At 71.7% G+C, this 21,313-nt stretch carries 27 protein-coding genes and 1 tRNA gene; 5 read left to right on the forward strand and 23 right to left on the reverse strand.

Features of this window, described 5'->3' with window-relative positions; all coding sequences use genetic code 11:
- Positions 1–11: 11 nt before the first annotated feature.
- The 14 genes from OG598_RS10425 to OG598_RS10490 form a co-directional block, all read right to left on the reverse strand.
- Positions 12–1,193: a globin domain-containing protein gene (locus tag OG598_RS10425; RefSeq protein ID WP_328654230.1), complete on the reverse strand. Its 1,182-nt coding sequence runs from the start codon at positions 1,191–1,193 to the stop codon at positions 12–14.
- Between the two features lie 2 nt (positions 1,194–1,195).
- On the reverse strand, positions 1,196–1,594 hold the full coding sequence (locus tag OG598_RS10430; RefSeq protein ID WP_328654231.1) for a group I truncated hemoglobin: 399 nt from the start codon (positions 1,592–1,594) through the stop codon (positions 1,196–1,198).
- A 258-nt stretch (positions 1,595–1,852) separates the two neighbouring features.
- Positions 1,853–2,449: a MerR family transcriptional regulator gene (locus OG598_RS10435; protein ID WP_210783830.1), complete on the reverse strand. Its 597-nt coding sequence runs from the start codon at positions 2,447–2,449 to the stop codon at positions 1,853–1,855.
- Between the two features lie 159 nt (positions 2,450–2,608).
- The gene (locus tag OG598_RS10440; protein ID WP_030327706.1) at positions 2,609–3,073 is read right to left on the reverse strand and encodes a bifunctional nuclease family protein; all 465 of its coding nucleotides are present in this window, start codon (positions 3,071–3,073) and stop codon (positions 2,609–2,611) included.
- Positions 3,074–3,258: 185 nt separating this feature from the next.
- Positions 3,259–3,960 carry a transcriptional regulator FtsR gene (gene ftsR, locus OG598_RS10445; protein ID WP_181518541.1) on the reverse strand — a complete coding sequence of 234 codons (702 nt, stop codon included), beginning with the start codon at positions 3,958–3,960 and terminating at the stop codon, positions 3,259–3,261.
- A 50-nt stretch (positions 3,961–4,010) separates the two neighbouring features.
- Positions 4,011–4,463, reverse strand: a complete 453-nt coding sequence (odhI, locus tag OG598_RS10450) for an oxoglutarate dehydrogenase inhibitor Odhl (protein WP_007071101.1) — start codon at positions 4,461–4,463, stop codon at positions 4,011–4,013.
- A gap of 214 nt (positions 4,464–4,677) precedes the next feature.
- Positions 4,678–5,058, reverse strand: coding sequence for a glycine cleavage system protein GcvH (gcvH, locus tag OG598_RS10455; protein WP_091397961.1), 381 nt, complete (start codon positions 5,056–5,058; stop codon positions 4,678–4,680).
- A gap of 60 nt (positions 5,059–5,118) precedes the next feature.
- The gene (locus OG598_RS10460) at positions 5,119–6,138 is read right to left on the reverse strand and encodes a DUF881 domain-containing protein (protein ID WP_328654232.1); all 1,020 of its coding nucleotides are present in this window, start codon (positions 6,136–6,138) and stop codon (positions 5,119–5,121) included.
- A gap of 11 nt (positions 6,139–6,149) precedes the next feature.
- The gene (locus OG598_RS10465) at positions 6,150–6,482 is read right to left on the reverse strand and encodes a small basic family protein (RefSeq protein WP_030327710.1); all 333 of its coding nucleotides are present in this window, start codon (positions 6,480–6,482) and stop codon (positions 6,150–6,152) included.
- Complete coding sequence (locus OG598_RS10470; protein WP_328654233.1) at positions 6,479–7,423, reverse strand: DUF881 domain-containing protein; 945 nt, start codon at positions 7,421–7,423, stop codon at positions 6,479–6,481. The genes OG598_RS10465 and OG598_RS10470 overlap by 4 nt, the downstream gene beginning before the upstream one ends.
- The gene (locus tag OG598_RS10475) at positions 7,420–8,052 is read right to left on the reverse strand and encodes a CDP-alcohol phosphatidyltransferase family protein (protein WP_328654234.1); all 633 of its coding nucleotides are present in this window, start codon (positions 8,050–8,052) and stop codon (positions 7,420–7,422) included. Before OG598_RS10475 ends, OG598_RS10470 begins: the two co-directional genes overlap by 4 nt.
- Positions 8,053–8,345: 293 nt before the next feature.
- Positions 8,346–8,807, reverse strand: a complete 462-nt coding sequence (locus OG598_RS10480) for a MarR family winged helix-turn-helix transcriptional regulator (RefSeq protein ID WP_328655307.1) — start codon at positions 8,805–8,807, stop codon at positions 8,346–8,348.
- Between the two features lie 56 nt (positions 8,808–8,863).
- Entirely contained in the window at positions 8,864–10,036 is a 1,173-nt protein-coding gene (locus OG598_RS10485; protein WP_328654235.1) for a PP2C family protein-serine/threonine phosphatase, read from the reverse strand.
- A gap of 71 nt (positions 10,037–10,107) precedes the next feature.
- On the reverse strand, positions 10,108–10,854 hold the full coding sequence (locus OG598_RS10490) for an SAM-dependent methyltransferase (RefSeq protein WP_328654236.1): 747 nt from the start codon (positions 10,852–10,854) through the stop codon (positions 10,108–10,110).
- Between the two features lie 112 nt (positions 10,855–10,966).
- Here OG598_RS10490 and OG598_RS10495 point away from each other — a divergent pair, with 112 nt between their 5' ends.
- The 3 genes from OG598_RS10495 to OG598_RS10505 all read left to right on the forward strand — a co-directional run bounded on the left by OG598_RS10495 (position 10,967) and on the right by OG598_RS10505 (position 12,633).
- Positions 10,967–11,848, forward strand: coding sequence for a universal stress protein (locus tag OG598_RS10495; RefSeq protein ID WP_328654237.1), 882 nt, complete (start codon positions 10,967–10,969; stop codon positions 11,846–11,848).
- Positions 11,849–11,947: 99 nt separating this feature from the next.
- Positions 11,948–12,160, forward strand: coding sequence for a phosphatidylethanolamine-binding protein (locus OG598_RS10500; RefSeq protein ID WP_088948250.1), 213 nt, complete (start codon positions 11,948–11,950; stop codon positions 12,158–12,160).
- Complete coding sequence (locus tag OG598_RS10505; RefSeq protein ID WP_328654238.1) at positions 12,157–12,633, forward strand: hypothetical protein; 477 nt, start codon at positions 12,157–12,159, stop codon at positions 12,631–12,633. Before OG598_RS10500 ends, OG598_RS10505 begins: the two co-directional genes overlap by 4 nt.
- An 8-nt stretch (positions 12,634–12,641) precedes the next feature.
- On the opposite strand, the gene OG598_RS10510 is transcribed toward OG598_RS10505, so the two are convergent.
- Positions 12,642–12,845: a hypothetical protein gene (locus tag OG598_RS10510; RefSeq protein ID WP_328654239.1), complete on the reverse strand. Its 204-nt coding sequence runs from the start codon at positions 12,843–12,845 to the stop codon at positions 12,642–12,644.
- Between the two features lie 134 nt (positions 12,846–12,979).
- On the opposite strand from OG598_RS10510, the gene OG598_RS10515 reads away from it, so the two are divergent.
- Positions 12,980–13,630, forward strand: a complete 651-nt coding sequence (locus tag OG598_RS10515) for a hypothetical protein (RefSeq protein WP_328654240.1) — start codon at positions 12,980–12,982, stop codon at positions 13,628–13,630.
- 5 nt (positions 13,631–13,635) lie between these two features.
- Here the strand turns inward: OG598_RS10515 and OG598_RS10520 are convergent, their stop codons facing one another.
- From OG598_RS10520 to OG598_RS10540, 5 genes are all read right to left on the reverse strand, one after another.
- A complete protein-coding gene (locus OG598_RS10520; protein ID WP_036410487.1) occupies positions 13,636–13,821 on the reverse strand; it encodes a hypothetical protein in 186 nt (61 codons plus the stop codon).
- Between the two features lie 73 nt (positions 13,822–13,894).
- Complete coding sequence (locus OG598_RS10525; RefSeq protein WP_328654241.1) at positions 13,895–15,172, reverse strand: hemolysin family protein; 1,278 nt, start codon at positions 15,170–15,172, stop codon at positions 13,895–13,897.
- 80 nt (positions 15,173–15,252) lie between these two features.
- Positions 15,253–15,450, reverse strand: coding sequence for a hypothetical protein (locus tag OG598_RS10530; RefSeq protein WP_030327722.1), 198 nt, complete (start codon positions 15,448–15,450; stop codon positions 15,253–15,255).
- Positions 15,451–15,508: 58 nt separating this feature from the next.
- Complete coding sequence (locus OG598_RS10535) at positions 15,509–16,249, reverse strand: hypothetical protein (protein WP_328654242.1); 741 nt, start codon at positions 16,247–16,249, stop codon at positions 15,509–15,511.
- Between the two features lie 71 nt (positions 16,250–16,320).
- Positions 16,321–16,929 carry a TetR family transcriptional regulator gene (locus OG598_RS10540; RefSeq protein WP_328654243.1) on the reverse strand — a complete coding sequence of 203 codons (609 nt, stop codon included), beginning with the start codon at positions 16,927–16,929 and terminating at the stop codon, positions 16,321–16,323.
- 95 nt (positions 16,930–17,024) lie between these two features.
- Between OG598_RS10540 and OG598_RS10545 the strand changes: the two genes are divergently transcribed.
- Positions 17,025–18,065, forward strand: coding sequence for an NAD(P)-dependent alcohol dehydrogenase (locus OG598_RS10545; RefSeq protein ID WP_328654244.1), 1,041 nt, complete (start codon positions 17,025–17,027; stop codon positions 18,063–18,065).
- Between the two features lie 29 nt (positions 18,066–18,094).
- Here OG598_RS10545 and selB read toward each other — a convergent pair whose 3' ends face one another.
- The 3 genes from selB to OG598_RS10560 form a co-directional block, all read right to left on the reverse strand.
- Positions 18,095–19,879 (reverse strand): selenocysteine-specific translation elongation factor, encoded by a 1,785-nt coding sequence (selB, locus tag OG598_RS10550; RefSeq protein WP_328654245.1) that lies wholly within the window; start codon positions 19,877–19,879, stop codon positions 18,095–18,097.
- Positions 19,880–19,881: 2 nt separating this feature from the next.
- Positions 19,882–21,186: an L-seryl-tRNA(Sec) selenium transferase gene (gene selA / locus OG598_RS10555; RefSeq protein ID WP_328654246.1), complete on the reverse strand. Its 1,305-nt coding sequence runs from the start codon at positions 21,184–21,186 to the stop codon at positions 19,882–19,884.
- Positions 21,187–21,209: 23 nt separating this feature from the next.
- A tRNA-Sec gene (locus tag OG598_RS10560) sits at positions 21,210–21,305 on the reverse strand.
- Between the last annotated feature and the right edge of the window lie 8 nt (positions 21,306–21,313).

Raw genomic sequence — 21,313 nt, forward strand, 5'->3', positions numbered from 1 at the left:
ACTCCTCGCGCTCACCTGTGCCCACCTCCCGAAGTGTCACCCGCAGCCGACTGCTGCACCGCCGTCCGCCACGCCGGGCCGTACCACTGCGCGCCCAGGCCCTCGTGGTGCACCTGACCCTCGTGGTAACCCGCCTGCGTCAACGTCCGCACCGCGTGCGACACCATCTCGTCCGACCCACACACGAACACGTGCCGGGACCGCCAGTCACCGTCGGCCAACGCCCGGTCCACCGCCTGCACGAACTCCCCCGGCCGGTGCACGTCGGCACCGACCACGTACGTCACCGTCAACCACGGACACGACGACGCCAACTTGTCCATCGCGTCGCTGTCGTAGAACTCGCTACGGGACCGGGCCCCCACATACAGGTCCACCCGCCGACGGGAACCCTCCGCGGCCACCTGCTCCACCAACGCCTTCACCGGCGCCCAGCCGGTACCCGAAACCAACAACAACAGGTCACTGGAGCCCGCCGACCACAACCCCAGCCGGTCCCCCACCGGCGCCGCCAGGTGGATCCGATCCCCCACCGCCGACCCGTACACCAGCCGCGACGACACCGCGCCACCCGGCGCGGCCCGCACATGCAACTCCAACGTGCCGTCCGCCCGCGGCGCGTTCGCCGGCGAGTAGTACCGCCACGACCGCACCGACGGGTGCGACACCCCGATCGACTGACCCGGCGTGAACGGCAACAGATACTGCGGACGCACCGTCAACACCGCCACGTCGAACGCCCGCCGCTCATGCGCCACGATCTCCGCCACCCACCACGGCGGATTGACCGCCTCGGCGGCCTGCGCGGCCTCCATCATCACCTGGGCGACCAACCCGTACGCGGCCGTCCAGTCCGCAGCCAACTCGTCGGTCCACTGCTCGGCGAGGAAATGCTGCAACGTCGCCACCAGCGCCTCACCGACCGCCGGATAGTGCTCCGCGCGGACCGCGAACTTGCGGTGATCCGCGCCGAGATCCTGCAGGAAACCCACCAGCCGATCCACCTGGTCCACGTTGGACACGATGTGACCCAACGCGGTCACGAGGCGGTCCCGCTGACCAGCCATGTTCGTGGGGAACATCTGCCGCGTCTCGGGATGGGCGAGGAACAACGTCGAGTAGAAGTAGAGCGGCACCTGGTCGCCGTGACCGGCGACCACCGACCAGCTCTGCTTGAGGCGAGCCGCGTCCACGCTCAGACGCCCGACCTGTTCCCGGCAGCCACCACCTGGCCCTGCACCTGCCCCAGCACTGTCTGCACGTCGGCGATGATGTCCGCCGGCACCCCCAGCTCGGTCAGCGTCACCGTCAGGTGCTCGCCCACCTTCGCGTAGTGCCCCACAGTGATGTTCAACGGCTGGTGCGCCTCGGCCAACCCGCGACCCGTGTACTCGTTCGGGCCACCCAGCACCACGGTCAACATCAACGCCAGATGCCGCCGCTGACCCGCCATGTCCACACCAGCGAAGTAACCCGCCAACTCCGGGTCCGCGAGCACCTTGTCGTAGAACAGCTCAACCGCCGCCTTGACCGAACTGGCACCGCCAATGCGGTCGTAGTGCGAGGCGGGAGCAGTCTCTTCCGTAACCGTCACGGTCGTTCCTTCCGGGGGTGAAGGGTCCAGAACCGTGAGGGACCATAGCGTGTCAACCGCCCCCGGTCAGCGCCCCCTTATCGGATTCCCGACAACACGCCGCCACGGTCCGTCACCACTACCGGCGGGTATATCCACAATGGGCCACCGACACGACACCCACGGTATCCACAGTGGATCGACACGGCCAAACGGACCCCTGCAACCGTCACCGACGGTCGCGAGAAAACAACCGGAAAAAAACCGAAAGTCGAACGGTCAGCCGGCGCGCCGCCGCGCCCGACGCGCCGCCAGCTCGTCACCCACCGGATCCGGGCCCGACGCCACCGCCGGCTCCACCGGGCCGCTCGTCGCCGGCTCCGCCGGCAGATGCGACAACGACCCCTGGATCTCCTTGAAAGCCCCACCGATCGCGATGCCGAAGACCCCCTGGCCACCCTGCAACAGGTCGACCACCTCCTCCGGAGACCGGCACTCGTACACCGTCGTCCCATCAGAGATCAGCGTGATCCCCGCCAGATCCTCCACACCACGCGACCGCAACGCCTCGATCGCCTTACGGATGTTCTGCAGGGACACCCCCGCATCCAACAACCGCTTCACGACCTTCAACACCACCAGGTCCCGGAACGAATACAACCGCTGCGTCCCCGAACCCGAGGCGTCACGAACGCTCGGCACCACCAGCGTCGTCCGCGCCCAGTAATCCAACTGCCGGTAACTGATGCCCACCGCGTGGCAGGCCGTCACACCCCGGTAGCCAACCGAACCGTCACCCTCAGCCGCCACACCTGGCGACGAGGCACCCGACTCGTCGAACCCTGCACCCGGATCGGAATCCCGCGGCTCGTGCATCCGGACAACCTCCCCGTCAGTGTGGCGACGCATCGTTTCCGGGACGCGCACCCCTCGACATGGAAACCCTATCGCCACCGTCAGGGGTTACCACGGAGGAACCGACGCGACACGCCGCGCAGCCACCGAGAAAGATCACCAACCGAGCCCAGGCACACCTCAGCCCGCGAAATCCTCCGGACGCACCTGCTCCAGGAACTCGCGGAACTTCTCCACCTCGTCCTCCTGCTCATCAGGGATAACGATCCCCGCCTCGCTGAGGACCTGCTCCGCACAACGAATCGGCGCACCAACCCGCAACGCCAACGCGATCGAATCGCTCGGCCGCGCCGACACCCGCACCCCATCGCCGATCAACAGATCCGCGTAGAAGACGTTCTCCTTCAGCTCGGTGATCTCCACCGCCTGCAAGGGCGCCTTCAACGCCGCCAACACATCCCGCAGAAGGTCATGCGTCAACGGCCGGGCCGGCTTGACCCCCTGCTGCTCATAAGCGATAGCCGTCGCCTCGACCGCGCCGATCCAGATCGGCAGATAGCGGTCCCCCTCGACCTCCCTGAGCAGGACGATCGGCTGGTTGCTGGGCAGCTCCACCCGAACTCCGACCACGCTCAGCTCGCGCACCGCCGCCTCCGTGTCGTTGTCACCTACGCCGCACCGCGCCTTTCCCTGCACGGTACACGGACCGCAACACGGCCGTCCCATGCGCTACAGCACCACGCCCGCGCCGAAAAGGGGTTACCCCGGCAAGCCTACGGCACGCTTCCCGGAAGAGATCTTTCCGCTCAGCCGCCACCCACCGGCCACCCTCACCGACCCAACGTCGACCGCAGCCCCACCCGCACCAACGCGGCATGCAACTGCTCCGACAACGCCACCAACTCCCGCGCCGTCTCCGCAGCCCGCGCCCGCGCCGCCGGATCACTCTGCCGCGCCAACGGCGCCACCAACTGCGCGAACAAACCGACCTCCCGGTCCGCCGCCGTCCGATAACCCCGCAGGTGCCGCGGCTCCAACCCGTACGCCGCCAACCCCGCCACCGCCGACGCGATGATCAGAGCATCCGCGTCATACCACCCCGGCGGATCCGACACCAGCACACCGAGCCGCTCCAACTCCACCAACGTCGACTCGTCGATCCCACTACGCGCCACCAGATCCGCCCGGCCGAGCCGCACCTGCGACGACTCGGCCGGCTCCGCCAACTCACGACCCGGCACCGCACCATCGGGACCAACCGCCACCAACGCCGGCCGCGACCGCCCCGGCTGCTCACCGGACGAATCCCACTGGGCCAACTGCTCCCGGATCACCCGCAACGGCAGGTACTTGTCCCGCTGCGCGGTCAACACGAACCGCAACCGCGCCACATCGTCCCAGCTGTACTTCCGGTAACCCGCCGCCGTCCGCTGCGGCTCGACCAAACCCTCGGCCTCAAGAAACCGCAGCTTCGAAATCGTGGTATCCGGAAAATCCACCCGCAACTGCCCAAGCACCTCACCGATGCTCATCAGCGGCTCAGACCGAGCCGCCCCGGGTGACATGGAGGCCGCAGGCTCGTTCACCCCCGGCCGGCCTCCTCCTCCGGGCGCGGACCGGCGATGAACACCACCCGGAACTTACCGATCTGGACCTCGTCACCGTTGCTCAACGTGGCCGCCTCAACCCGCTCACGATTGACGTACGTGCCATTCAGGCTGCCCACGTCCCGCACCGTGAACGTCCCACCATCACGGTGGAACTCCGCGTGCCGACGCGACACCGTCACGTCATCCAGGAAGATGTCACTGTCCGGGTGTCGGCCACTGGTCGTCACATCGTGGTCCAACAAGAACCGGGCACCCGCATTCGGGCCTCGACGAACCACCAGCAGCGCCATACCCGGCGGCAACGAACCGGACATCCGGCTCGGCACCACATCGGTATCCGGCCCCTCCAGCACTTCGTCGAGCGAACCGAGATTGAGCGTCGAAGTGACGTCGAGTGGGGGGAACTCGTCGTCTGGCCGCGTCATGGGACCACCTCACGGATCTGTTCGGTCGGCGTCGGGTAATGGCGGGTCTGGCCGCCGGGCACTTGAACACCCGGCGGCTGGCTCCCCGTGCCCGGGAAGGCAATTCCGCAACGCTCAACTATTGGGTTCTCGGTCGACTGGGCGAGCCTAGCCAGCGCCGAAATGCAGGGCAACCGGACGCGCGCAGACATCCCACGCACCGGATCAAGCACACTCAGCCTTCGGTGATCTTCTGATACGCGGCCGCCGTCAGCAACCCATCAGTCGCAGTCGGATCATTCGGCGTGATCTCCACCAACCAACCCTCACCGTACGGATCAGTGTTGATCAGCTCAGGCGTGTCAGCCAACGCGTCGTTGCGCGCCGCCACCGTACCGGCCACCGGCGCGTAGATCTCCGACACACTCTTCGTCGACTCGATCTCGCCCAACGAGTCACCGGCCGCGACCACCGCACCCGCCTCGGGCAACTGCACGTACACGATGTCGCCGAGCGCGTCCTGCGCGAAGTGGGTGATGCCGACCCGGACCGAAGCCGTGCCGTCACCCGCCACCCACTCATGCTCGGCGGTGTATCGCAGATCCTCGGGAATCACCAGACGCGTCCTTCATCCATCGGTGCCCCGGACCACCCGGGTCCGGCGCGGCCGCGCCGGTCAGGAGACCGGACGGGCGTGTTCCAACTTGATCGGCACGTGCAGCGCCGAAACCTCGGCAACCTCACGCTCCCCAAACGTCACGTTACCGCCGTCACCCCGGACCGACGCCACCACCCCACCAGGAATGTTCAACGCCGTACGCATCGTCGCCGGATCACCGATCACCGTGATCGTGTACGGCCCCGACAACCGACGCCCCTCCACCATCAACGACCCGTTGTCATCGAGGAAGTACGTCGATGCGATGATCCGCACCGTCGCCCGATCCCCGCCGGAAATCTGCATCGCCTCGGCACCCGCACCGCGCAGCTCCTGCACCGCGTCCAACACCCGGTTCGCCGAAATCGGCCTCACCCCGGCGTCGAACTGCACAGTCAACCCCGGACCCACCGCCGGCAACGTCCCCGCCAGGATGCCCAACTCGTCCGCCCGCCGCGTCGCCTCATCCAACGCCGCCTGACGACCCTGCTCACCCGAGCGCAACTGCCGCTGACTGTCCTCCAGAGCCCGGATGTCCTGCTGCAGGCGATTCTCCCGCGCATCCAGATCCGACAGGATCCGCACCAGGTCCTCCTGCCGGGTGGCACCCAGCGTCGGATCCGTCGACGTCGTCTTCAACTGCACGACCAACGTGAACCCCAGCAACGCCAACAACGCGGCGATCATCACCCCGGCCGTACTCAACCGGGACCGACCAGCCACCACCGGCGCCGCGGACTCCCCCGCCGGCTCCGCCAACCCGTCGGAACCCGCAACCGGCTGCTCCCCCGACCGCGACACCGCGCTCAGGTCCACCGTCGCGCCATCGTCGACCGGTTCCACACCCGGCTCCACCGCAGGATCGGCCGCAGGCTCGTCATCCGACGGCTGCGCCGGCCCCTGCGGCGCCAACGGACTCAACTCATCCGGATCCGGCGCATCCGGCCGCGGATCCGGCTCACCCGCCGGCCCACCGGGCCGCACCGGACCCGCCGGCTGCGGCCACCCGGTCCCCGTGTCGGTCTGCTCGTCACTCATCGCAACCCAACCTACGCCCGGAACAGGTGCCGACGGATCGCCGCCACGTTGCCGAAGATACGCACACCCAACACAACGACCACACCGGTGGACAACTGCCCACCCACCCCCAACTGGTCACCCAGATACACGATCAGACCAGCTACCAGCACGTTCGAAATGAACGACACCACGAACTGCTTGTCGTCGAAGATGCGGTCCAACCGGGCCCGTACCCCACCGAACACCGCGTCCAACGCGGCCACCACCGCGATCGGCAGGTACGGCTGCAACGCCGCCGGCACCGTGGGATCAAGCCACACGCCCAGCACCACACCGGCGAGCAACGCCAGCACCGCGATCATCGGCCACCTCCGGAGGGGCTAACAGTCGTCCCCGGACCGGACGACCCGGGACTGCCGGAACGGACACCCGACGCGGAAGGGCTCGGACTGACCGACGGCTTGGCGTAGCGTAGCTGCGGCTCCGGCGCCGCCGGCAGGGTGAGGTCATCCGCCTCCCGCACACCGAACGACAACCCCGTCCCCTGCGCGACCTTCCGCATCAGCGCCGCGTTGCGGCTGTCCTCGAACTTGCGCCGCATCGAACCCGGCCCGATCGCCGACACCTCGTACGGCCCGGTCACCGGCCGGAAATCCACTAGCATCGCCTCACCCGCCGACCTGATCGTCGACGTCGACGTCAACCGCTGCCCGTTGATGGCGATCGCCTCCGCGCCAGCACTCCACAACGCGTTCGCCACACCCTGAAGGTCGCTGTAGAGCACCCGCGGCGGCCCAGCGCCGGCACCGGTGACCGCGTCCGCCTTGTCCGGCGCGTCCGCCAACCGCACCACCACACCATCACCGCGAACCCGACCCAGCCCGGTGCTCGCCTCCAGGTTGCGCAACCGGGCGGCGGCCGACCCGCTCAACGCCGCGTCCCGCTGCCGACTGACCTCCTCGCGCAGCTGGTCCGCCCGCGTGGACAACCGATCGGTCTGGCTCTCCCGGTCCTTGATCTGCGCCACCAGCCCCGAACGGGCCTGGCTGCGCCCCGGCTCGTCCGCCATCGTCTGCCGGTACGCGACAGCGAACAGGAAGCCGAGCATCACCACCACGACCAGGCTCACCGACCGCGCCGGCAAGGTCCGCCACCCGCGCGCCGGAGCGGACCCCGCCGAGCGCCGACGGGCGGCAGCCGCGTCCGCGTACCCCGGATCCAGCGGGTTGCGGAACAGCTCGGTGAGGAAATCCGGCGCGTACACCCGGTCCTGGCCGGGCTTTCCCAGCCGAGGCGCGCTCACGCCGCCGCTCCCGGACCCCGCGCCGCGCGCACCAGCCGGGCCGCCTGCACGACGTACATCCCGCCGGCCACCCAGTACAGCACCAGTCCCCACCAGGCCAACGCCCAACCGATGGCGCTCGCCGCCGTCGCCACGTCGCTCGCCGCGCTGGCCAACAGCAGCACCGGGAACGCCGCGAGCAGCAGGAACGTGGCGGTCTTACCCACGTAGTGCACCGGCGGCGGCCCGTACCCGTAGCGACGCAGCACCGCCAGCGAGGCCAGCAGGAGCGCCTCGCGGGCCAGCAGCGCCGCGGTGAACTGCCACGGCACCACCTCCCGCGCGGTGAAGGCGATCAGGGTGGCGAGGATGTAGAGCCGGTCGGCGAGCGGGTCGAGCAGCTCGCCCAGGCGGCTGACCTGGTGCAGGCGGCGGGCGATCCAGCCGTCGACCCAGTCGGTGGTGCCGCCGATGGCCAGCACCACGACCGCCGCCACGTCGGCCCGCGCCACCAGGAACAGGTAGAGGAAGAGCGGCACGCCCAGCAGCCGCCCGAAGCTGATCAGGTTGGGCAGGGTGAGCACCTGGTTGCCGGGAGTCTCGTCACCGGTGTCCCGCGGTTGCTCTGCCCGAGCCGGCCGACGCGACACCGATCCTCCTCCACGGCACGCGGGCCCCCGCCGGCGCCGGGCGCGGCTGAGGGTCGTACGCGCTGTCGGGCCGACCAGCGCCGGCTCTCCCCTGCGGCCCCGGGCGGGGCCCTTCCCCTGATGCGGCCCGCGATCTCGATGATCGCGGGCCGGGTAGGTGCGCTGCCACTATATCGGGCTTCCTCTCGCTGGCCGGGCGCCGCCGCGGGCTGTCGGTGCGGCTGTGCCGCACTGTGGCGTGGATCACCACGCCTAAAGCGTCCTAGGATACTAGTGGAAGAGGGGGACGGTGCTCAGGCCGTCTGGACAGCGGGATCGGTCTGCTGCTCGGGCACCGAGGTCGCCGCCCGAGCGAACCCGGCCAGCGCCAGCAACAACTCGTGCTGCATCCGCGCCGGCATCCGGTCCAACACCGCCTGCACCGCGCGCTGCCGCCGCTCGGCCAACTCCCCCAACAGGGTCAGCGCCGCAGGGGTCGGCACCAACCGCACCTCACGCCGGTCCCGCGGATCGGCCACCCGACGCAACAGCCCGGTCGCCTCCAACCGGTCGCACAGGCGGCTCGCCGACGAGGGCACCACGTCCAGCAACTCCGCCAACCCGTTGACGTTGGTCTCCGGACGACCGCTGATCAGCGTGAGCACCCTCAACTGGGTGGGCGGCACCTGATGCCGCGACGCGGCCGACTCCAGCACGGCGATCAGCGTCCCGGCGGCCGCGTCGATCGCCGCGGCGAGATCCGCAGGTCGCTCCACCTGATGTCCCCTGCCGTCGTCGCGCTGGTGCCCGCCCGGCAACGCGGCGGCGAATCTCACCCCGTGCCCCGTTCGCGCGGACCGTGCCAGTCCAGACAGACCACGACGGCGTCGTCGCGCAGATCGGAATCCGCGTGATAGGCGTGCAGTTCGCGCATCACCGTACCAACCGCCTCGGCCGGCGGCTGCAACCGCGTGGCGCGCAGGGAACGAGCCATCACCCGCTGCCCGTACGGCTCCTGACCCGGCGGCTCGGCGGCCCACACCCCGTCGCTGACCACGAAGAGCCGGTCACCCGGGGCGAGTTGCACCTCCTGAAGCTCGTAGCGGGTCTCGGCGAACATGCCCAGCGGGAGCTGCTGATCCAGCTTCATCGGCTCGACAGTCGACCCGCGCATCCGCAACAGATGGGGGGAGCCCGCGTCGACCGCCCGCACCCGGCCGAGGCGAGTGTCCACCTCCAACAGCAGGGTGGCCACGTACCGGGCGCCCCGGTGTTGGTAGAAGACCGTGTCCGAGGCCAGCTCGGCCTGTTCCACCAGGCCGCCACCGGAGCGCCGCGCGTTGCGCATCGCATTGACGGTGACGGCGGTCAACAGGGACGCCGCCAGCCCACTGCCCTCGCCGTTGAGGACCGTCACGGTGAGACGGTCGCCGTCCAACGACCAGTCGAAGTGGTCGCCGCCGACGGTGTACGCCGGTTCGAGCTGGCCGGCCAGATCGAACGCGTGGTGGGACACACCACGACCGGGCAACAGGTCCCACTGCATCTCGGCGGCCATCGTCAGTCGCTCCCGACGGCGGGCCCGCCGGTAACGGTCGGTCTCCCGGTCCGCCGCGCGCATCGCCACGGCCAGGGCGCCGGCGATGTCCGTCGCCCGACCGGTGACCGTCGCGTTCGGTACGGTCGCAAGTTCGATCAGCAGCACACCAAGCCGCTCCCCCCACACCGTCAAGGGCAGGTAGAGCCGGCAGGGGCCTTCACCGTCGCGTACCGGTTGCTGGCTGCTGAAGCAGCGCTGCGCCATCGTGTGGCAGGACAGGAAGCCGCCCGCCGGCAGGTCCGGGTCCAGCACCGGCCAGAGGCCGCTGATCCGGTAGTCGGCGACGAAGACGTCGGTGCGCAGCGCGCCCATCGAGGACCGGATCGCCCGGTCCGCCGCTTCCGCCAACTGGTCGGGCGGAGCCTCGCGCAACGCGCGCGACACCACGTCCGGCGCGTCTACCATCGTCGCCCTCCCCAGAAGCTTGCTATAGGGCAAGCATCATACGGACGCCCCCGGACGGATGATCGGCGCGGTCAGTCCGCCGCGCGGGTCGCGAGCACACCGTGGAACGCGTCGGGCACCAGTGCCGGCGGGCCGTCCGGCCGCCACTCGGCCACCGGGACGATCCCGTCCGCCGTCGGCGCCCATCGACCCAGCAGGGGCGCGAACGCCGCCGGTGGACGCATCCGGAACTGCGGCCCCATCATGGCCAACGCCTGCGGGTGGCCGGCCAGCTCCTCGGTGTCGAAGTCCACAGCGAGCAGGCTGCCCGGCGCCGCGGCGGCGTACAACTCGTCGAGGGTGTGGGTCAGCGTGGCGTCGTCGAGGAACGCGGCCAGGCCGAGGAAGACCACCCCGACCGGCCGCCGACCCCAGCCCGGCACGAAACGGTGCAGCTGCGCCGGGTCGACGGTGCCGATGTCGGTCGCGTCGCCGAAGCCGTAGCCGGCCCGGTCGCTGCCGGCGAGGATGCTCTGTCCCAGTCGGATGGTGACCGGGTCGACGTCGGTGTAGAGCACTGTCGCGTCGGTGGCGACCTCGTGCACGTTGCCCATCGTCGGCACCCCGGCGCCGAACACCAGGAACCCGTCCACGCCCTGCTCGACCATGGCCCGCACCGCCCGGCCCAGGAACGCCCGCAGCTCGCGGAACACCGGCGCGCACGGCCCGTACGCCTGCTCGAACGCGCTCGCGGCGGCCACGTCCACGGGGAAGTGATGCTGCCCGCCGAGCCAGAAGTCGATCATGCGAGCGGTGCTCGGCTGGTCTGGTTCACCCATCGGCGGCGCTCCCTCCCCGGTCGTCGCCAGCGTACCGACACCGACGCGCTCAGCGGTATCGCGGCGCGAGGGCGCCCGGGCCCGCGATACTGGCCGCGAGCGGAGGTGGGCGGTGAACTCGGCGAACAACGCGGCGGTGGTGGTCGGCGTCGACGGCTCGGCGTCGGCAATGCGCGCCGTGCGCCTCGCCGCCACCGAGGCGGCGCGCCGGCACCGGCCCCTGCGGGTCGTGCACGGCTTCATCTGGCCGCTGCTGCACGTACCGGTCTCCCCCGCCCCGGACGCGCCGCCCGGCGGTGGGCTGCGCCACCGGGCCGAGGAACTCGTCGAGGCCGCGGTGCGCGAGGCCGAGGCGACAGTGCCCGGATTGTCGATCTCCGGCGAGATCATCGACGGTGAGGCCGCCGGGGTGCTGGTGGGCGAATCCCCCACCGCCGCGCTCATCGTGCTCGGCGACCGCGGGCTGGGTGGGTTCTCCGCGCTGCTGGTCGGCTCGGTCGCGGTGCAGGTCGCCGCGTACGCCGACTGCCCGGTGCTGGTCGCGCGCGGCACGCAACGACCCGACGAGCCGGTCCTGGTCGCGGTGGACGGCTCGGACGCCTCCCGGCGGGCGGCGGACGTCGCCGCCGAGACCGCCGTGTCGCTCGGCGTGCCGCTGGTGGCGGTGCACGCCTACCGACACCCCGGCAGCAGCGGCCCCGGCGACATGCAACCCCTGGTGTACGACGAGGCGAAGCTGCACGGCGAGCAGGAACGGATGCTCGCCGGGTGGCTGACCGGGCTCACCGAGGACCATCGGGGTCTGCGGTTGACCTGCCAGGTGGTGCACGGCCGACCCGGCACTGTCCTCGCCGAGGCGTCCCGGTCCGCCCAACTGGCGGTCGTCGGCGGGCGCGGGCGCGGCGAGGTGACCGGGTTGCTGCTGGGGTCGGTGAGCCAGTCGATGCTGCACCACGCCCAGTGCCCGGTGGTCGTGGTCCGCGCGCCCCGGTAGCGCGCCGGGGTTGGTCCGCCACCAGACGGGTAGGCGGCCCCGGTACGCCCAGCGGACGGTGGGCAGCACCAGGTGCCCAGACCGACGAAGGAGGCACAGATGCCAGGACCACGGCCGGGCAGTAACGCGTACGACAAGCAGCGCGCGCGGTTGCGCAACGCGATCGACGACTCCGGGCGCCGAGTACCCGACGGCAAGGCCAACCAGGTCGCGAACCGGATCCTCCAGGAGGATCGCGGTCAACGGGGCGTGGTGCGCGGTGAGCGGACGTACGGCCCGAAGAGCGAGCGCGAACCGGGCGACCCGAAGTGAGGACTGTCGACGTTGCCGACGGCGCGATCGCTGGCGCCGTCGGCAGCACCGCCCTGAACGTGGTCAGCTTCCTCGACATGGCGCTACGGGGACGGCCGGAGAGCGACGTCCCCCAGGAGACCGTCGACCGGCTGGCCGGGATCGCGCACGTCAGCCTGGGGTCCGACGGCCGGGCGGCCAACCGCCGCTCGGGCCTCGGACCCCTGATCGGTTACGGGCTGGGCATCGCCGCAGGCGTCGGGTTCGCGCTCTACGCCGGTGGTCGACGTCAACCGTTGCCGGTGGCCACCGGTCTGCTCGGCGCGGGCGTGATGACCATGACGGACGGGTCGATCACCGTGCTCGGGATCAGCGACCCGCGTACGTGGCGGCGCTCCGACTGGATCTCCGACGTCATCCCGCACCTCGCGTACGGGCTGGCGGCCGCCGCCACCTGGAACAGGTTGCGGCGGCCGCCAGCCCGCGGTCGCTAGCCCATCGGTCAGCGGGTGTCGCTGTCGTCCTCGGCCACCGGCTCACCGGCCGGGCCGTACGGCGACACCTGCCCCTTGGGCACCGGTCGACCGGCGTCCCCGCGCGAGGACCCACTGTTGAGCGGGTGCCCGGTCGGCTTGGGCCCCTTGCTGTCCTGGCTGGTGGCGCCCTTGGCGTTGCGACGGAACTCTTCCTGCTGCGGATTGACCACGGGTGTCTCCCTTCCGGGTACGGGGGCGGCATCGACCGCCTCCACGCCTCGGCATACCCGCCCGCCCCGGTGGCATTCCGGCCACGGTCAGCGGTGCGACGGCTAGCGGGTCCTCAAGTGGGTAACCCGACGGGGTGGGCAATGATCGAAGTGTGGTGCGGGTGCTGCTCGACCGGCGTGGCCGCACGTACGCGCAGGAGGCCGGCATCCGGCTCTCCGACCGGCCGGGGCCGCTGTACCAGCTGCTGGTGCTGACCACGCTGCTGAGCACCAGGATCCGCGCGTGCGTGGCGGTGGACGCGGCGCGGGAGCTGTTCGCCGCCGGCTACCGCACCCCCCAGGCCATGGAGGCGGCCAGTTGGCAGGAGCGCGTCGACGCGCTGGGCCGGGGCCACTACCGCCGCTACGACGAGCGGACGGCCACGATGCTCGGCACCGGCGCCCGGCTGTGCCTGGACCGTTGGCACGGTGACCTGCGACGTCTGCACCGGGAGGCCCAGGGCGACCCGGCCGGGCTGCGGCGGCGGCTCACCGAGTTCCCCGGCATCGGCCCCACCGGCGCGGACATCTACCTGCGCGAGGCGCAGGCGGTCTGGTCGGACGTGCGCCCGTACGCCGACCGTCGGGCCCTGGCCGGGGCCAAGCGGCTGGGCCTGCCGGGGTCCCCGGACCGTCTCGCCGGTCTCGTCGACGAACCGGACTTCGGCCGGCTCGCCTCAGCGCTGGTGCGGGTGGCGCTGGGCGAGGAGTCCGCCGGTGAGGTCACCCGCGTCGCCGCCCGCTGAGGCGCTCACTTGACCGTCTTGTCCCCCGGGCGGGTCAGGTGCCACACCAGCAACGCGGCGAGCAACGCCAGGACCACCACCCCGCCGGAGATGCCACGGCCCTCCTCGGGGCTGCGGCCGGCGCTGCCGAAGTAGATCACCGCGAGGCCGGCCAGCACCGTGACGAACGTACGCAACCCTCGGTCCTTCACGTCTGGCACCGTAGGCGTACCGCGTCCCCCGCATTGTCGATTTAAACCTTTTGTCAGCCTTCTGGGTGACTGCTCAGCGCTCGGTGACGAACCCGCAGAGCCGCACCCGGCGCACCGCCCGGTCGCCGACCTCCACCACCTCCAGGGTCAGCCCGGGCAGCCGCACCGTCTCACCCGGGGAGTCCGGCAGGTGCCGCAGTCGGGCCAGCACCAGACCAGCCACCGTCGTGTAGTCCCGGGACAACGGGAACCTCAGTCGCACCCCCAGGTCGGGCAGGTCGTGCAGCGGGAAGTCACCGGGCACCAGCAGCGAACCGTCCGCTTCCCGGACGACCCCGCGCACATCGCGGTCGGTCTCGTCGTACAACTCGCCGACCACCTCGGCCAGCAGGTCCTCCATGGTGACCATGCCGTCGATGCCCCCATGCTCGTCGACCACCAGGGCCAGTTGCTGATGCTCCTGGCGCAGCTGACGCATCGCGTCGGCGACCGGCAGGGTCACCGGCAGCAGCAGCGGCGCCCGGACCCGCTCACCCACCGGGGCGGTGCCGGCCCGCACCAGGTCGCGGATGTGCACCACCCCGAGCACCTCGTCCAGGCCACCGGGGCCGGTGACGGGAGCGCGGGACCGCCCGGCGGCGGCGAGCCGCCGGACCCCCTCGTCGGCGGCCAGGCCGGCCGGCAGCGTCGTCACCTCCCGCCGGGCCACCAGGATCTCCCGCAGCGTCCGGCCGGCGATGTCGAACGCGCCGGTCAGGATCTCCCGCTGCTGGGCCGACAGGCCGCGCTGGCTGGCCAGCATCTCCCGCAGCTCCTCCTCGGTCATCTCCTCCCGGTTGGCCCGCGGGTCACCACCGGCGAGCCGCACGACCGCGTCGGTGGCCCGGCTCAGCAGCCACACCGCGGGCCGGGACACCCGAGCCAGCAGATCCAACGGGCCGGCGCTCAGCAGCGCCCAACGCTCGGCCCGCTGCATGGCCAGCCGCTTCGGGGCCAACTCCCCGAGCACCAGCGTGACGAACGTCAGCAGCACCGTCACCAGCAGCACCGCGGCGGGACGCGCCGCCCCGCCGAGGAAACCCAACGGCCCGACCAGCGGAGAGGCCAACGACACCGCCGCCGCCGCCGAGGCCAGGAACCCCGCCAGGGTGATGCCGAGCTGGATCGTGGCCAAATAGCGGTTCGGGTCGCGGGACAACTGCACCAACCGGTCACCGGCACGGCTGCGCCGACCCAGGCGCCGCAACTGCCCCTCCCGCAGGGTCACCAACGCCATCTCGCTGCCGGAGAGCGCGGCGTTGACCAGCACCAGCACGGCCACCAACGCCAACTGCCCGAGCTGACCGCCCATCGCGTACCCCCGTCCGCCGCCTGAGGTCACTCAACCGCAGCGGGGCGCGGCGCGGGCCCGGTTTGCGACCGCGCCCCCGCTCAGTCGACCTCCAGGTCGTCCAGCGAGATGGCGTGGGTCATCAGCCACCGGGCCAGCGCCGACATCCCGAACAGCCACAGCGGCACCGACTCGGTGGGGCCGTTGGTGGCGTAGATGGCGAAGCGCAGGTCCGGCGCTCGGTACGCCTCGATCCGCCACCGGTGCTGCCGGTCCCGCCAGACCGCCGAAGGGTCCATGGCGTCACCGTAGGTGACCGTCGCCGACCTCGGGGCCGGTTGGCCCGGCACCGCCGGCTCAGCCCGGCACCACAATCGTCCCGAACACGATGCGGGCAACGGACACCAGGAGGCTGATGCCGACTGCGGCGAGGATCAGCCAACCGAGCCCACGCCACCCCGAGCCCCGGCCGGGCACCGGCGCCGGCGGCGGTCTCCACAGCTCCCGGTAGGTCCAGGCCAGCACACCCACCCCGAACGGCAGGAGCCCGACCCAGAACCAGAACCACCGGGTGCCGACCAACGGCGGCGCGCCAGCGATCAACCGGCCCAGCCAGAGCACGGTCAGCACACCAGCGAGCAGACCGCCGATGCCCGCGATCCGGTGCGCGAGGTCGCCGCCGACATGCCACGGACCGGCTACGGCAGCGACCCGCGCGTCCAGCCCGGCGTTTGTCGACAGGTCCGGCTCGCCCGGGTACGAAGCCGAGGCGGGCGGGTCGACGAAGGCGTACCGGATCTGGCCGTTCGGCACGCTCCAGGCGAGCATCCCGCCGTCGGTCGCGTACCGCAGGTCCGGTCGGCTGCCCCAGTACGCGCCGTCGTCCGCCCAGCCCTGCGCCCGTTGGAAGGTCACCACCCGGCCGGCCGCGAGATCCCGATCGAGTTGCGCCTCGGTGGACTCGCGCGGCTCGACCCACCACGCGAGGGACGCCCACAGCACCCACAGCACCGGCAGCGCCCAGCGCAGCACCACCGGGACGACCTCACGCCACCGGCGGCGGGAGGCTCGTGACCGGGTGGGGATCGCCTCGACCATCAGCCCACCGTCGCACCTCGGCGCACTGTTGTCTGCCCCCGGATCGGCCGCGACTGACGGCCGTGCGGCGGTCAACGGTCCGGTTGATCCTTGTCCGACGGCACAGTGGCTCGCCGGACGCAGTCGCGCAGCAGGGCGCGGCGTTGATCATGAACGTCGTCGGGTTCCTGGTTGCTGGCCGCGTAGACGTTGCTGACCGGCGACCAGGCCATGGACATGGCGATGACCAGAGCCATGAGGTCGAACGGGTCGCCTGTACGTACCCGCCCGGCGGCCTGCGCCTCGGCGATGGCCGTGAGCTTGCGATCGTCGTAGTGCTGGTGGGTCTCGACGAGGTGCCCGGTGGGCCTGCGCTCCAGTCGTGTCCAGGTCGCGAGGCGGATGAGGTCGGGGCGGCGCAGGTATTCGTCGTAGAGGCGAACGGCCCAGTCGGCAAGATCGTCAGCGTCGATCGGCACGACGTTCGTGATGCGCTCCAGTGAGCTGAGGAAGATCGCGTCGAAGAGCCGTTCCTTGTCGCCGAAGTAGCCGTAGAGCTGCGCCTTGTTGGTGCGCGCCGCCGTCACGATGCGTTCGATGCGCGCTCCGGCGATGCCGTGCTGGGCGAACTCCTCGGTGGCGGCGTCCAGGATCCGCTGGTAGGTCGCGGCGCCTCGCGAGGTCGGTGGCTGCTCCGGCATGCCCGCACTCTAGCAAACAGAACGGTTGGTTTGCTGCACGCCGCGATGGGGTCTACGGTGAAACAGACCGAACAGTTTGTTTAAGGAGTTCACCGATGCGGACGACCACCGGATGGCAGGCGACCGGCCCGGCGACGCTGCGCCGTACGTTGTTGGAGCGGCGCGACCTGCGCCCCGATGACCTCGCGGTGCGGATCGAGCACTGCGGCGTGTGCCACAGCGACCTGCACGCCCTCAACGATCACGATCAGCGCGTGGACGCGCCCCTGGTGCCCGGTCACGAATTCACCGGCGTGGTGACCGAGACGGGCCCCGAGGTGACCGCCTTCACCGTCGGCGATCGCGTCGCAGTGGGCAATATCGTCGACTCCTGCGGCACCTGTGCCATGTGTCGAGTAGGACAGGAGAACTTCTGCCACTCCTTCCCGACTCTGACCTACGGCGGCACCGACCGGCGGGACGGGTCGACCACCTTGGGCGCCTTCTCCCGCGAATACATCGTGCGGGACCGCTTCGCCTACCCGCTTCCCTCCGGCCTCGACCCGGCCGCAGCCGCCCCGCTGATGTGCGCCGGCGTCACCGTCTGGGAAGCGCTGCGTTCCCTCGGTGTGGGCTCCGGCAGTCACGTCGCCGTGGCCGGGCTCGGCGGCCTGGGTCACCTCGCGGTCAAGCTGGCCGTGGCACTCGGCGCCACCACGACCGTCATCAGCCGCACCCAGGAGAAGCGCGACGATGCCCTCCGGCTCGGCGCACACGATCTCCTGGACTCCACCGACACCCGCCAGATGGCAGCGACACGCGACACCTTCGACGTCGTCATCGACACCATCTCCGCTTCGCACGACCTCGCCCCGTACCTGAAGGTGGTGGCGATGGACGGCACCCTCAGCCTGCTTGGATACCTGGGCCCGGTCACCGTCGAGGCGATGGACCTGCTTGTCGGGCGCAAGAAGCTCAGCTCCGCCGGCAGCGGAGGCCGCCGCTCGACAGCCGAGATGCTCCAGTTCTGCGCCGACAACGGCATCGCCGCCGACGTCGAGGTGCTCCCGTCGGCGCAGGTGGAGACGGCACTCGACCGCCTCCGGCGAAACGACGTCCGCTACCGCTTCGTGCTCGACATGTCCGACCTGGACTGACAGCGGTTGACCCGGCGCGCGCCACGCGCTCAGGTGACGACGATGCGGGCGTCGTCGGGCAGCCGGCGGGTCGCGCCCCGCCGGTCCAGCAGCTCCAGCAGGGGCACCGCCACCCGACGGGTGGTGTCCAACGCCTGCCGGGCCGCGGAGAGGGTGAACGGCTGCGGCAACCCGGCCAACACGCGGACCGCGTCGTCGAGCGCGTCGGGCAGCAGCACCACGTTGTCGGCCAGCCGCAGCAGGGCGCCGGCCCGCACCGCGGCCCCGATCTCCCGGGGGCCCAGGCCGAGGTCGACGAGGCGGTCGGCTTCGGGGGCGCGGAACGGCCGGTCGCCGTACTCGGCGCGGACCCGTTGCACGGCCAGGGCCACCGGTTCGGGCAGCGCGTTGGCGCTCGCCGCCCCGACCCGACCGGCGTGGATCCGCAGCGGCGGCCGGACCAGCGCCTCGACCAGCACCCGGTCGGGCAGGGCGAGGCGCTGACGCAGCGCGTCCACCGGCATCCCGGGCTCCAACGGGTGTTCCCGCGCGTGCCGGGCGACCTCCTCGGTCAACTGCTCGCCGAGCCGCCGCCAGTGTGCGGGGTCGGCCAGCCAGTCACCGGCCACCGGCTCGGCGTATGCCGGGCCGTCCTGCACCGGCCCGGCGTGCACCGGCACACCCATCCGGAGCAACGCGGCGGCCCGGATCAGCCGGCGACGGCGCAGCTCCCCCGCCAGGTCGGGTCGACCGTCCAGCTCGGCGAGGACCTGGGCGCGGGCGGCGGCCGCACCCCGTCGGCCCAGCGGTGGAGGTGCCACGTCCAGCACCCGCACCCCGCCGCTGACGTGGTGGCGGCCCGGGTCCCGCAGCAGCGCCCGGTCACCCACCAGCAACGGCAGCGGGCGCGCCAACCGCAGCCGGACGGTGTCCGGGCCGAGCGGACGCACCCGTACCGGCACCGCCGCCGACCCGACGTGCAGGGTGAGGGTGGCCGGAAGGTCGGCGGCCGGGTCGCCGGCGAGCCGGACGTCGACCAGGTCGGTGTGGTGAAACCGGCCCGGGGTGAGCAACGCGTCACCCCGGCCGAGCCGGTCGCGGGGCGTACCACGCAGGTTGACCGCCACCCGGGCGACCGCCGCCGCCTCCGGTCGGGCCTCGCCCAGAGAGTGCAGGCCACGGACCCGGACCGGTTCGTCGGCGCCGGCCAACTCCAGTTCGTCGCCCACCCGCAGCCGGCCGGCGCCGAGGGTGCCGGTGACGACGGTGCCGCTGCCCCGCACTGTGAAGCTGCGGTCCACCCACAGCCGGACCGGGTCGTCCACCACCGGCGCGGGCAGTTGGGCGGCGAGCCGGTCCAGGGCCGCCCGCAGCTGCGGCAGGCCGGCGCCGGTCACGCCACTGACCGCCACCGCCGGCACCGCGCCGAGGCTGGTCTCGGCGATCTCGGCGCGGGCGCGGGCCGTCGCCGGCCCCGGATCGGCAAGGTCCGCGCGGGTCACCGCCAGCAGGCCGTACGCGACGCCGAGCGCGTCGAGGGCGGCCAGGTGCTCGGCGGACTGCGGCATCCAGCCCTCGTCGGCGGCCACCACGATCAGCGCCGCCGGGACCGGGCCGACCCCGGCGAGCATGTTCGGCACGAACCGCTCGTGCCCGGGTACGTCGACGAAGGCGACGGTGCCGCCGGACGGCAACGTCGTCCAGGCGAAACCCAGGTCGATGGTCATCCCCCGGCGGCGTTCCTCGGCCCACCGGTCGGGTTCCATCCCGGTCAACGCCCGGACCAGTGTCGACTTGCCGTGGTCGACGTGCCCGGCGGTCGCGACGACGAACATGCTCAGTCGTCCCCGGGTACGCGCAGCACGGCCTCGCGGACGGCCTCGTCGGCGTCGGCGGGCACACAGCGCAGGTCGAGCAGGAGCCGGCCGCGCACCACCCGACCGAGGACCGGCGGGTCTCCGGTGCGCAGCGGCACCGCGTACCGCTCGGGCAGGCTCAACGCCCACGAGTCCAACTCCACCCCGGGGGCGCCGCCCCCGCCGACCACCGCGACGGCCGGCACCACCTCCGCCTTGCGGCCGTCCGCGCCGAGCCGGTCCCGCAGCCGCTCCACCCGTTCACGCAGGGCGCCCGGGTCGATGTGCAGCGCCGCCCGCGTCGGAGTGTCCGATTGGTGCACTGTGGCGGCCAGCGCGGCCAGGGTGAGCTTGTCCACCCGCAGCGCCCGCGCCAGTGGGTGGCGACGCAACCGCTCGATCACCTCGACGTCGCCCAGCAGCAGGCCCGCCTGCGGCCCACCGAGCAGCTTGTCGCCGCTGGCGGTGACCAGCGCGGCGCCCGCGCGCAGGGTGCTGGCCGCGTCCGGTTCGTCGGGCAGCAGAGGGTCCGCGCCGAGCAACCCGGAGCCGATGTCCGCGACCACCGGCACCCCGAGCGTGGCCAGTTGCCGTACCCCGACGGCGGAGGTGAAGCCGGTGACCCGGAAGTTCGACGGGTGCACCTTGAGCACGAAGCCGGTCTGCGGGCCGAGCGCGGCGGCATAGTCGGCGAGGGTGGTGCGGTTGGTGGTGCCCACCTCGCGCAGCCGCGCGCCGGTGCTCTCCAGCAGGTCGGGCAGGCGGAAGCCGTCGCCGATCTCGACCAGTTCGCCCCGGCTGACCACGATCTCCCGGCCGGCTGCCAACGCGGTGGCGGCCAGCACCAGCGCGGCGGCGCCGTTGTTCACGACGTGCACGGCGCCCGCGTCGGGCACCGCGGCGGCCAGCGCGTCGAGCGCTCCCCTGCCGCGGCGGGCCCGCCGGCCGGTGGCCAGGTCCAACTCGACGTCGGTGTGCCCGGCGGCGGCCACCACCGCGGCGACCGCGGCGGACGACAACGGCGCCCGACCCAGGTTGGTGTGCAGCACGACACCGGTGGCGTTGAGCACCACCCGGGGGCCGGGCGTGGGCAACGCGGCGACAGCCGCGTCGCGTACCTCGTCGGGGTTGAGCTCACCGCGGCGGGCGCGGCCCTGCGCGTGGGAGACGATGGCCTTGACCTGCTCCCGGCCGAGGGTCACGGTGGCGGCGGCCAGCACCGGGTCGGCGAGCAGCGTGTCCGTACGGGGCACCCGACGTCGCGGGTCCACCGGGCCGTCGCCCATCACGTCATCTCCTGCAAGCGGTGTGGCGGAGACGGACGGGAATCGAACCCGCCTGGCCCGGGTCCCGGACCACTCCGGTTTTGAAGACCGGGAGGGGCACCAGCCGCCTGAACGCCTCCACCGGACA

It is taken from the genome of Micromonospora sp. NBC_00330 (assembly GCF_036136635.1).
Lineage (GTDB): Bacteria > Actinomycetota > Actinomycetes > Mycobacteriales > Micromonosporaceae > Micromonospora > Micromonospora salmantinae.